At 64.5% G+C, this 11,630-nt stretch carries 10 protein-coding genes; 1 reads left to right on the top strand and 9 read right to left on the bottom strand.

Annotated elements, in window-relative coordinates:
- Positions 1–265: 265 nt before the first annotated feature.
- The gene (locus AC1RMG_RS06500; protein WP_011061545.1) at positions 266–745 is read right to left on the bottom strand and encodes a nuclear transport factor 2 family protein; all 480 of its coding nucleotides are present in this window, start codon (positions 743–745) and stop codon (positions 266–268) included.
- Between the two features lie 58 nt (positions 746–803).
- Positions 804–1,367: a TetR/AcrR family transcriptional regulator gene (locus AC1RMG_RS06495; protein WP_493168775.1), complete on the bottom strand. Its 564-nt coding sequence runs from the start codon at positions 1,365–1,367 to the stop codon at positions 804–806.
- 274 nt (positions 1,368–1,641) lie between these two features.
- On the opposite strand from AC1RMG_RS06495, the gene pssA reads away from it, so the two are divergent.
- Positions 1,642–2,985: a CDP-diacylglycerol--serine O-phosphatidyltransferase gene (gene pssA, locus AC1RMG_RS06490; protein ID WP_015635793.1), complete on the top strand. Its 1,344-nt coding sequence runs from the start codon at positions 1,642–1,644 to the stop codon at positions 2,983–2,985.
- A gap of 209 nt (positions 2,986–3,194) precedes the next feature.
- Here pssA and AC1RMG_RS06485 read toward each other — a convergent pair whose 3' ends face one another.
- The 7 genes from AC1RMG_RS06485 to AC1RMG_RS06455 all read right to left on the bottom strand — a co-directional run bounded on the left by AC1RMG_RS06485 (position 3,195) and on the right by AC1RMG_RS06455 (position 11,557).
- Positions 3,195–4,400, bottom strand: coding sequence for an MFS transporter (locus tag AC1RMG_RS06485; RefSeq protein WP_011061542.1), 1,206 nt, complete (start codon positions 4,398–4,400; stop codon positions 3,195–3,197).
- A gap of 184 nt (positions 4,401–4,584) precedes the next feature.
- Entirely contained in the window at positions 4,585–5,409 is an 825-nt protein-coding gene (gene efeO / locus AC1RMG_RS06480; RefSeq protein WP_123430690.1) for an iron uptake system protein EfeO, read from the bottom strand.
- Positions 5,410–5,444: 35 nt separating this feature from the next.
- On the bottom strand, positions 5,445–6,755 hold the full coding sequence (gene efeB / locus AC1RMG_RS06475; RefSeq protein ID WP_011061540.1) for an iron uptake transporter deferrochelatase/peroxidase subunit: 1,311 nt from the start codon (positions 6,753–6,755) through the stop codon (positions 5,445–5,447).
- Between the two features lie 15 nt (positions 6,756–6,770).
- Complete coding sequence (gene efeO, locus AC1RMG_RS06470) at positions 6,771–7,970, bottom strand: iron uptake system protein EfeO (RefSeq protein ID WP_404672623.1); 1,200 nt, start codon at positions 7,968–7,970, stop codon at positions 6,771–6,773.
- An 8-nt stretch (positions 7,971–7,978) separates the two neighbouring features.
- Positions 7,979–8,827 (bottom strand): iron uptake transporter permease EfeU, encoded by an 849-nt coding sequence (gene efeU / locus AC1RMG_RS06465; protein WP_015635789.1) that lies wholly within the window; start codon positions 8,825–8,827, stop codon positions 7,979–7,981.
- Positions 8,828–9,109: 282 nt separating this feature from the next.
- Positions 9,110–10,015, bottom strand: a complete 906-nt coding sequence (locus tag AC1RMG_RS06460; RefSeq protein WP_065364162.1) for an AraC family transcriptional regulator — start codon at positions 10,013–10,015, stop codon at positions 9,110–9,112.
- A gap of 243 nt (positions 10,016–10,258) precedes the next feature.
- Entirely contained in the window at positions 10,259–11,557 is a 1,299-nt protein-coding gene (locus tag AC1RMG_RS06455) for a glycosyltransferase (protein ID WP_236203164.1), read from the bottom strand.
- Between the last annotated feature and the right edge of the window lie 73 nt (positions 11,558–11,630).

Here is an 11,630-nt window from a genome sequence, read left to right as displayed (position 1 = left end):
AGGGCGCTTTCGCTGGCAAGCCAGCTCCTACGGGGGCAGAGGAGGTGTGTTTTTTCGTAGGAGCCGGCTTGCCGGCGAATGGGCCTCGCAGCCTTGTGCCGGGCTAGGGGGCGCTTTCGCTGGCAAGCCAGCTCCTACGGGGGCAGAGGAGGTGTGTTTTTTCGTAGGAGCCGGCTTGCCGGCGAACGGGTCTCGGAGCCTTGTGCCGGGCTTGAGGGCGCTTTCGCTGGCAAACCAGCTCCTACAAGGGCAGAGGCGGTGGTGATTACAGGCCCAGTTCGCTCAGGCCCGGGTGATCGTCGGGCCGGCGGCCCAGGGGCCAGTGGAACTTGCGCTCCTGGGCCTTGATCGGCATGTCGTTGATGCAGGCAAAGCGCCGGGCCATCAAACCCTGTTCGTCAAACTCCCAGTTTTCGTTGCCGTAGGAACGGAACCAGTTGCCCGAGTCGTCGTGCCATTCGTAGGCGTAGCGCACGGCAATACGGTTGTCGGTAAAGGCCCACAGTTCCTTGATCAGGCGGTAATCCAGTTCCTTGGCCCATTTGCGGGTCAGGAACGCCTTGGCCTCTTCGCGGTTGTGGGCGAACTCGGCGCGGTTGCGCCATTGGGTATCCAGGGTATAGGCCAGGGATACCCGCTCCGGGTCCCGGGAGTTCCAGCCATCTTCGGCCAGGCGGATCTTTTCAATCGCCGACTCGCGAGTGAAAGGCGGAAGGGGCGGGCGCACTTGAGCGTTAGACGACATGATCTGTCTCCAATGAAAGTTGCTGTTCAAACAAAGAAGCTGCTCTTGTTTAAAACAATCAGAGGTCCAATAACTTTCGCGCCATGCATTGCGCATTATCAGCAGCACTGTGATTGCCCATGACAAGGGCAACGGTAATGGCGCCATCGATCAGGATCAGCAGTTGCGCTGCCAGTTCCTCAGGATGTTGCACGCCATGTTCCTGGCAAAGCTCGGTCACGTAGTCGAGCAGGTTCTGCTTGTGCCGTTTTGCTACTTGGCGCACCGGGTCTTGCGGGTCGCCGGTTTCGCCACTGGTGTTGATAAAGGCGCAGCCGCGAAAATCGGGGGTTGCGAACCAGTCCTTGAGCACGTCGAACAGCGCCAACAGGCGCAGGGCCGGGGTCGCGGCCTGGTTCACCGCGCTGCAGAACCAGTGCATCCAGCGCTGATCGCGACGCTCCAGGGCGGCCACCACCAACTCGTCCTTGTTGGTGAAATAGCGGTAGACGCTCTTGCGCGAGACGCCGGCGGTCTTCACCAGAAGATCCATGCCGGTGGCGGCAATGCCGTTCTGGTAGATCAGTTTCTCGGTGACATCGAGGATGATGTCTCGGGTTTCAGAGTGCATGATTTCGTTCATGTGGCGAACAGTAGAACGATCGTTCTCCTTGGTCAATGACATTCTTGAATTTTCTTCGAAACTGGCCATTACCCTTGTAGGCGCTGGCTTGCCAGCGAAGGTGTCATTGCGCCTTGCACAGGGCTTGGGGGCCCATTCGCCGGCAAGCCGGCTCCTGCGCACAGCGGGCGGGTGCTTTGCTGAGGGAGGGCGTTATACATGCCAGGCAGGGGACTCCGGCCGGTCCATGGTGTAAGCTCTTGCGCTCTTTGGATTTGAGCCACTGCGAGCCCTAATGCCGTCGCTTTTCAAACGTTCCCTGCTGCCCAAGCTGCGCAGCTTCCCACTGGCCGCCGAGGCTTTCACCACGCTGACCGGCGCCGCGCAGTTTCGCCGCACGCTGCTGGAGCAGATTGCCCAGGCACGCCGGCGCATCTATATCGTCGCGCTGTACCTGCAACAGGATGAAGCCGGCCAGGAAATCCTCGATGCCCTGCACGCCGCCAAGGCCGCCCGCCCCGAGCTGGAAGTGGTGGTCGTGGTTGACTGGCTGCGGGCCCAGCGCGGCCTGATCGGTGCCGGCAAGCAGCCGGGCAACTCGGCCTGGTACCAGCAAATGACCCGCACTCACGCCAGCGAAGTGCCGATCTACGGCGTGCCGGTTCAGACCCGCGAGCTGTTCGGGGTGCTGCACCTCAAGGGTTTCGTCATCGACGACTGCGTGCTCTACAGCGGCGCCAGCCTGAACAACGTGTACCTGCACAAGTTCGACAAGTACCGCTTCGACCGTTACCACCTGCTGCACAACCAGGCGCTGGCCGACTCCATGCACCACCTGGTGCAGCACGGCCTGGTGGAGTCGCGGGCAGTGCACCGCCTGGACCTGCCGAACCTGCCCACCACCCGCAGCCTGCGCAACGACATCGGCGATCTGCGCAGCCGCCTCAAGCACGCCACCTACGACACCACTGCCGGTGGCCTGGACAAGAGCGGGCTGTCGGTCAGCCCGTTGCTCGGGGTGGGCAAGGGCAACCCGTTGAACCGGGTGATCTGCGAGCTGATTGCCGGCGCCCAGCGCCAGCTGACCATCTGCACCCCGTATTTCAACCTGCCGCTGCCGGTGACCCGGGAGATCAACCGGGCCCTGGAGCGCGGGGTGAAGATCGACATCATCGTCGGCGACAAGACCGCCAACGACTTCTATATCCCGCCCAGCGAGCCGTTCAAGGTGATCGCCGCGCTGCCTTATCTGTATGAAATCAGCCTGCGGCGTTTTGCCAAGCGGCATCAGAAAGTGATCGACAACGGCCAGTTGAACCTGCACCTGTGGCGTGACGGTGACAACACCTACCACCTCAAGGGCATGTGGGTCGATGAGCGCTATACCTTGCTCACCGGCAACAACCTCAACCCGCGGGCCTTCCGCCTGGACCTGGAAAACGCCCTGTTGCTGGACGACCCCAAGGGCGAGCTGCTGCAGGCGCGCAACGCCGAACAGGCCGAGATCTATCGCCACACCCGCCGTATCGAGCACTTTCAGTACCTGGACAGCCTGGTGGACTACCCCGAGGCCGTGGGCAAGTTCCTGCGCCGGGTCAGCCGCGTGCGCATCGAGCGCTTGCTCTACCGCATGCTTTAACCCGTAGCCGCTGCCGAGGTCCACAGGACCTTCAGCAATCTCAAGAGCGGCGTCTGCTTCGCAGCCGTTCGCAGCCTGCGGCAGCGGCTACAAAAGCAGCGCAGTACCTGTAGCCGCTGCCAAGCCTGCGAGGCTGCGCAAAGGTCCGCAGGGCCTTCAGCAACCTCAAGAGCGGCGTCTGATTTGCAGCCGTTCGCAGCCTGCAGCAGCTACAGGTCTTTGGGCTGCGGGGCGGGCCAGATCGCGATCAGTACCAGCAGCACCGCCGCCAGCAGGTAGGGCAGGCGCGGTTCGATGGCGTAGATCAGGCTGCCGGCCATGGGCCCGATGACCACGCCCAGGCCCTGGGCGGCGCCGATGCTGCCGGCAGTCGCGCCCTGTTCCGAGGCCTCTACGGCATTCGCCGCCAGGGCCGAGAACGACGGAAACACCCCACCCATGCCTGCCGCCGATACAAAGAACGCCAGCCACAAGCCCCAGGCGCTGTCCACCAGCATGCTGCCGGCATAACCCAGCGCCGACAGCAGGGCGCCGTAGCGGATCATCCGCAGCGGCGGCCATTCCAGCTTGCGCACCACCAACTGCGCGCAGATCAGCGCCACGCCGACCATGGCCAGGGCCACCCCGGCCGTCTGGGCGGCATCGGCGGGGCTCATGTGCAGCCGGTCCAGGGCATAGAAGCTGACGGTGATCTGGGCCACCGACACACAGAGCATGGCGACAAAGGCCACCACCATGGGCCGGCGCAGTCGCGGGTCGCCCAGGCGTACCCGGGTCGGCGCCTGGGCCAGGTGCAGTTCCTGGCGCGGCAGTTGGTAGCGCAGCACCAGGAATGCCAGCAACGGCAGCACCGCCATGGCGTAGAACGGCAGGCTCAGGCTGTAGCGCGCCAGCAGCGCGGCCACCGCCGGGCCCAGCACCAGGCCCACGGCGTTGGCGGCGCCCAGAGTGGCCATGGCACGGGCGCGGTGCTGAGGCTCGACGTTATCGGCGATCAGGGCGAAGCCGCCCACCGGGATCGCCGCGTAGAAGGCGCCGATCAGGCCGCGGCCGAGCATCAGGCCGAGAAAGGCCATGGCGACGCTGGGCAGCGACTGCAGCGACAGGTCGATGAACAGGCACAAGGCCCAGTAGGCGAGGGTGAAGCCGGCGGTGCCCAGCAGCAGCACCCGGCGCCGGCCGAAGCGGTCACTGGCCTGGCCCCAGGGGCGCGCCAGGAGCATCCAGATCACCCCGGAAACGGTGACGGCCGCGCCGGCGTGCCAGGTTTCCAGGTGCAGGGCCCGGGAGATCGGGCCGATCAGCGAGACGAAGGCCATCATCGACATGGTGCAGGCCATATAGGCGGCCATCAGTGGAACCAGCGAGAAGGGTCTGACGGTCAGCGGCGCGCTGGCGGCTGTGGAGCGAGGCATGAAGGGTCTTCCATGAAAGTCGATGGGCCGTGAACGTTAACGGGATAACGTGTCACAGCCCAGGCTTATCTGCATTCGTGATGATGTTGCCGGCGAAGAGGGCCTTGAGGCGGGGGTTGTACCCAGGGCCGCTTTCGCTGGCAAGCCAGCTCCTACAGGGAGGATGGCGTGTTGGGTTCCGGGCTCAGTTCAGGCCCAGTTTGCCGCGCAGGGTGGAGAGGTCTTCGGCCAGGGTATTGACCGGGCCTACCAGGGCCTTGCGGTCGTTTTCCTTGACCTTGTCGTAGGTCATGAAGCCGCCGTCAGGGGTTTTGTACTTGGCCAGGATCTTGTTCACCGTGGCGAAGTTCTTGTCCACCTTGGCGACAAAGGCCTTGTCCTGCTTCTCGATCTGCGGACGGAACAGGTCGACGATTTTCTTCGCCCCGTCGATGTTGCCCTGGAAGTCGTAGAGGTCGGTATGGCTGTAGCGGTCTTCTTCACCGGAGATCTTGGTTGCGGCCACTTCTTCCAGCAGCGCGGCGGCGCCACCCACGACTTTTTCCGGCGGGAAGGTCAGGCCGGCGACGCGGGTCTGCAGGTCCTTGACGTCCTTGTTCAGGCCGTCGGCCAGCTCGCCCAGGCCTGCTGTGCTGTTTTCCGAGAACAGTGAGTATTCCAGGCGGTGGAAGCCGGTGAAGTCTTCGGCCTTGACGCCTTTCTCGTGGTCGTCGACCCGGGAGTCGATGGACGCGTCCAGGTCACTGAAGAGCTCGGCGATCGGTTCGATCGACTCGTAGTAGACCCGGGTCGGCGCGTAGAGCTTCTTGGCGGCGGCCAGGTCGCCCTTTTTCACCGCATCGGTGAACTGCTGGGTGTGGCTGGCCAGTTCGTCGAGCTGTTCGGTGACGTAGATCTTGTAGTCGGAGATCGGCCCCACCAGCTCCAGGGGCGCAGTTGCGGCGAACGCCGAAAGCGGCGCGTGGAGCAAGCCAAGGGTCAGCAACACAGCGAGAGGCGACTTTTTCATGGGACTTTTCCGTGGGGGTTGTTGTGTCATGGGTGTCAGGCAGTGCTTTTAGGCCGGGTGGCATCGAGCAGCGAACGCCCGATGAAATCCTCTTCGCCGGTGACCCCCGGCAAGGTGAAGAAGTAACCGCCGCCAGTGGGCTTGAGGTACTCCTCCAGGGGTTCGCCGTTCAGACGGGTCTGTACGGCGATGAAACCTTTCTCCAGGTCGGCCTGGTAGCAGATGAACAGCAGGCCCATGTCCAGCTGGCCGTTCTTGTTGACTCCGTTGGAGTAGTTGAACGGCCGGCGCAGGATCAGGTTCTGCTGGCTCTGGGCAGTGCGCGGGTTGGCCAGGCGGATGTGGGCGTCGAGCTTGGTGACCTTGCCATGGGGGTCCCGGGCGTAGTCGGGCACCTGGCTTTCCTTCTGGCCGTCCATGGGCGCGCCACTGGTCTTGATCCGGCCGATGATGCTTTCCTGCTCCTGCAGCGGGGTGCGGTCCCAGCGTTCGACGAAGTTGCGGATGATCCGCACTGCCTGGTAGCTGCCATGGGCCGCCCAGGCCGGTTCGTCACTGCCGGGCTGGACCCAGACGATCTGCTGCATGGCCTTCGGGTCGTTGGAGTCGGGGTTGGCCGAGCCATCGCGAAAGCCCAGGAAATTGCGCGCACTCTGCGCCGGCTCGCCGGGCTTGGCCGGGGCCTGGGGCGGTACGCTGCCTTCCTGTTTCCAGCGCACCAGCAGCAGGTCGGGCAGGTTCTTCACGATGTCGCGCAGGGCGTGGATGTTGGTGTCGGCGGTGTTGGAGCAGAACTGCAGGCTCAGGTCGCCGTGGCAGCAGGCGGGCTCCAGGGCATCGTTGGGGAAGCCCACCATGCGGATCAGGCGCTTGGGTTTGGCCGCCTCCAGGCCGAAGCGCTCGTCGAACAGCGATTCGCCCACCGAGACGGTGATGGTCAGGTTGTCCGGGGTCACAACCGGGCCGAGGATGCCGGAATCCAGGGGCGGCAGCTTCGGGTCCACCTGGGCCACCGGGCCACCGCGCATGAGAAAGGCAATGCGTTGGTCGAGGGTGCGAAACAGCCGCTCCAGGTCGTCGCGGTCGCTGGCCAGCACATCGAAGGACACCAGCATGCCCGCGGCCGGGCGCGGGGTGACGATGCCGCTCTGATGCTGGCCATGGAAGTCGTGGCGGTCCTGGGTCTTGTCGCTGCTGGGGGCTTCGGTGACCTGGGCGGGCGCGGCGGCCATGGCCGGGCAACTCAGGCTGCTGCCGGCCAGGGCCACGCCGGCGGCGCCCATGCCCAGCAGCACGCGCCGACGCTGGGCGGAAAAAGACGGATTGGGCTGGTCTGAATCGTTCATTGAAAACTCGTCTTGTTACAGGCCGGAAAGGCCAAGTGCGGGATCAATAGCGTCGAGGGCGTCGGCCAGGGCCTTGGCTTTGTCGGCGATCTCTTTGCGCTGCCGGGCGTCGACCTGGTCGTAGGCCACATAGCCGAAGCCGTCGCGCAGGCTGGCCAGGCGAGTGGCCAGGGCATCGGCGGCGCTGTCCACCTGGGGCAGCAATTGGGCCGCGGACTTGGCCAGCAGCGGCCGCAGCAGGTCGATGACCTTGCGCGTGGTTTCCAGGTTGGCGGCAAAGCCGTTGAGGTCGCTGTGGCTGTAGCGTTCTTCTTCACCGCTGCTGGCCCGCAGGTCGGCCAGGCTGCGCATGTTGCGCGCGACGATGCTCACCAATTGCTCCGGTGGCAGGGTCTGGGCCAGCAACTGTTCCTTGAGGCTGACCACGTCGCTGGACAGGCGCTGAGCTACGGGAGCCAGGCCTGCCAGGTCATTTTTCTGGAACAGGCCGTATTCCAGGCGGTGGAAACCGCTGAAGCCCGGATCCTGTTCGCGCTGTTCGAAATAATCGGCACGGGCGTTGATGGTGTTGTCCAGCTCGGCCAGGCGCTGGGCCGCCGGGGCCAGGCGCTGATAGGCTGCGCGGGCCGGCAGGTACAGCGCCTGGGCCTGTTTCAGGTCGCCGGCGTCTATGGCCTGCTGCAAGGCGTTCACTGCCTTGACCAGGGCACTGCCCTGGGTGCTGAGGTAGACCCGGAACTCCGACAGCGGGCCGATAAAGGCCACCATCGACGGCCGCGCCTTGGCCTGGGCGTCGGACTCGGCGGTCGGGGTCACGTGCAGGGTGCCGCGGGGGTTGCTCAAAAGCCCGCAGGTGATGGCGTAGTCCCCTGGCTGCAGGTTGGCGTTGATCACCTGGCTCAGGCCCGGGGCGATGTTTTCCCGTTCCTCCACCACCAGCACGCCGTCGAGAATTTCCCACTCCACGGCGCGATCCGAACGGTTGACGATGCGGAAGCTGGCGCGCCCGGCCGGGACTGTCAGCGCGTTGGGTTCACAATTCTTGGGGTGGATGGTCACGGTGATCTCGCCCTGGTGGGCCTGGCGCTTGCTGGCGGCCAGTTGCGAGGCGTAGTAGAACAGCCCGCCGGCGGCGATCATGACGATCACCGAACCGGCAACCGCCCAGCGCAGAGCGCGGGGAGGCGAGGCCTGGGGAGAGGCTTGCTGGGTCATGGGGAGCCTTACTGACTGGAAACGGAAGACGTTGAGCCGGGCGCCTTGGCTGGGGCGCCGCCGGGCAGGAAGAACAGCACCAGGGTCACGGCCAGGTACAGCGCATAGGCGCCGAGGGTGCTGATGGTGGGGGCGTCCTGGTAGCCGAACATGCCGGCCAGTACCGAACCCACCGGGCCATCCATGGGCAGGCTGGCGCTGAAGTCGAATAGTACGGTCTGCAGGTGGTTCCAGACCCCGGCTTCATGCAGGGCCTGCACCGAATTGGCGAGGATGCCGGCGGCCACCACCAGGATGAACAGCCCGGTCCAGCGAAAGAAGGCGCCAAGGTTCAGGCGCATGCTGCCGGTGTAGATCAGGAAGCCGACGATGATCGCTGAGATCAGGCCCAGCAGGGCGCCTATGGGCGCGCCCGGGCCTTCGCTCTGCTGGAACACCGCCAGCAGGAAGAACACGGTTTCCAGGCCTTCGCGGGCCACGGCGAAGAACACCATGGCGATCAGCGCCGTGACCTGGTGCTTGGAGCCGGCCAGGGCGTGGTCCAGGGAGACATGCAGGGAATGTTTGATCGAACGCGCCACCTTGCGCATCCAGAACACCATGGAACTGAGGATGCCCACGGCCACCAGGCCGACGATGCCTTCGAAGAGTTCCTGCTGCTTCTGCGGGAATTCGGCGCTCATCAGTTCCAGGCCGCCGCCCACCAGCAGGGCCAGGGCCGCGGCGAGGAAAACCCCGATCCACACGGCGGGCATCCACTGGCCACGGCCAGTCTGTTTCAGGTAGCTGGCGATGATGCCAACGATAAGCGCGGCTTCAATCCCTTCGCGCAACATGATCAGAAATGGAACGAGCATTCAGCACCGGTGGGCAAATAGGCTAGGGGGTAATTTGTAACATAATGATACTCATTGCTAAATGAAGATTATTGACAACTGCTGAACGGAAGCTGAACGGGTCTCGTTTACCAAGCCTAGACCGGTTTGTTGGCTCTGGGGGGGGCGATTGTTCCCTGCGCCGGGCGTGGGGGCGCTTTCGCTGGCAAGCCAGCTCCTACAGCTGGCGTGATATTGGGGGGCTCTTGTAGGAGCCGGCTTGCCGGCGAAGAGGCCCTTGAGCCCTGCGCCGAGCGTGGGTACTCAGCCGAGGTTCTGTTCGGTCAGGCGTTGCACCGCCAGGCGGCGGTAGTGGGAGGGGGTCATGCCCTTGAGCTGCTGGAAGCGCCGGTTGAAGTTGGAAATGTTGTTGAAGCCCGACTCGAAGCACACGTCGGTCACCGGTTTGTCGCCGTCGGCCAGCAGTTCACAGGACTTGCTGATGCGCAGCCGGTTGACGAACTCGACGAAGCAGCGCCCCGTGGCCTGCTTGAACACCCGGGAAAAATAGCTGGGCTTCATGCCCAGGTAGTCGGCCACTTCCTCCAAGGGCAACTCCCGGGCGTAGTGGGCAAAGATGTAGTCCACCGCGCGGTTGGTGCGGTCGACGCTGTGTTCGTCCGCCAGTTGCACGCTGGTGGCGCCGGACAGCAACTGGTAGTCGTCGCAGGCCGCCAGCAGCTCCATGAGGATGAGGAAGTAGCCAAGGCGGGTGATGCCGCTGGAGTCGGCGATGCGCTGCATCAGCGGCAGGGCCTGGGCGATGGTTTGCGGGCAGCGGAACTCGATGCCGTACTGCGCCCGCTCCAGCAGCGGGCTGAGGTTCTTCAGCTCGGCGAACACCTGGCTGCCACTGTCGAACAGCTCATCGGTGAAGTTCACCAGCATGTCGCGCTTGGCCACCACTTCGTCCTCGGCCACCTGGCTGATCCAGTTGTGGGGCAGGTTGGGGCCAGTGAGAAACAGCGTCTGCGGGTAGAAGTTGCCGATGTAGTCGCCGATGAACACCTTGCCGGAGCTGGCGACTATCAGGTGCAGCTCGTATTCCTTGTGGAAGTGCCAGCGCACCAGAGGGCAGGGGAAGCCGTGCTGGCGATAGATGATGGACAGGCCGTTGTGGTCGTCCATCAACTCATAGGAGGGGTCGGTGATCTTGCCGGGTCGGCTCATGGCGCGGGCCTGTTCTTGTTGTAGGCCCGGCTGATAATGCCTCGTGGCCCGCTCGCGCACCAGAGAGGGCGTTCTCAGGGTTGGCGCCCTGTTCGCCGGCAAGCCGGCTCCTGCAAGAACACCGCCGACATCACGCCAGCTGCAGGAGCTGGCTTGCCAGCGAAGGCGGCCTCACGTTCGGCGCAAATCCCAGGGCCTGTTCGCCGGCAAGCGCACCGCCGGCAGTGCGCCAGCGAAGAAGGGTCAGGAGGCCGGGCGGTTTTTCGCTTCGATCCACTGCGCCATGTACTGGGTGCTCTTGTGATGGTGGTGACGCAGCATGGCGCCAGTGAAGTTGTCCCGACGCAGTTGCTCCAGGTGCTGGCGGCAGTGTTGCAGGCGCTGGATCAGCGCCGGGCCGTGGACTTGCTGGCGGTAGCGCGCTTCGAGCAACTGCCGGCCATCCGCCTGGGCCTGCTCCCACAGCTGCCGGTCCTGATAGAGGCGCACCGCGGCCGCCGCCAGGCCACTGGCGGATTCAGCCACCGCCCCCGGCCATGGCAGGCCGTCCTGGGACATGGATTCGCTGCCCACCGGGGTGGTGACACTGGGCGTGCCGCAAAGCATGGCATCGAGCAGCTTGCCCTTGATCCCGGCGCCGAAACGCAGGGGCGCCAGGCAGATCCGCGCTGCACTCATCACCTGCAGCGCATCCTCGGCCCAGTTCATGATGTGAAAGCCCTGGGCCGGGTTGTGCAGCGCCGCGGCCTTGGGCGGGGTGTAGGCGCCGTACAGGTGCAATTGCGCGCCGGGCAATTGCTGGCGGATCAGCGGCCATACGCGGTTCTTCATCCACAGCACGGCGTCCCAGTTCGGCGCATGGCGAAAGTTGCCGATGCTCAGCAAGTGCGCCCGCTGCTCGAAGGGAGCAAAGCCCTGCGGCAGTTGCTCGAGCATCAGCGGGCACCAGTGCAGCAGGGCCGGCGGCAAGTGGAACTGCTGCACCAGCAGCTCGATTTCCACCTCGGAGATCATCAGGCTCAGGTCGCAGCGATAGATGGCGGCGATCTCGCGCTTGGCCAGGTCGGTGACGGCCATGTGCTGGAATTCCTGCTCCGGCGCCTGGGCGAACAGCGGGCTGAAGTCGTCTTCCTCGGTGCCCTCCTTGAGAACATCCTTGAGGCGCTGGTGCCGGGCATGACGCAGGCATTGCAGGTCGGAGGTCTCCAGCACCCGCAGGGCATTCGGGCAATGCTGCTCCACCCGCCAGCCGAACTGTTCCTCCATCATGAACTGGTCGAACAGCACGATATCCGGTGCCAGCTCGGCGACGAAACGGTCAAAGCTGGCGTTGTTGAGTTCGATCGGGCATTCACGAATGCCCAGGGCCGTCAGGTCTTCCTTGTGTTCGCCCTCGTTGGCCGGGCTGCTGAAGGTCAGCTCCCAGCCCTGTTCGAGGAAGCTCTGGAGGATCTGCATCATGTGCCCGCCGGCGGCGGAGGAGCGGGGTTCGGGCCAGACGTAACCAATGATCAGGACTTTGGTTGCGGCGGTGGGGCTCATGAGCGGGCATTCCTGGCAGGCGGGGGGTAAAAAAGGCCGCCATTAAACCACAGCGCGCCAGCGCCCGAGCAGG

The organism is Pseudomonas sp. GW822-FHT04H02, assembly GCF_058800645.1.
Note: the sequence above shows the minus strand (reverse complement) of the source record. Positions and strands in the feature narration are given on the sequence as shown.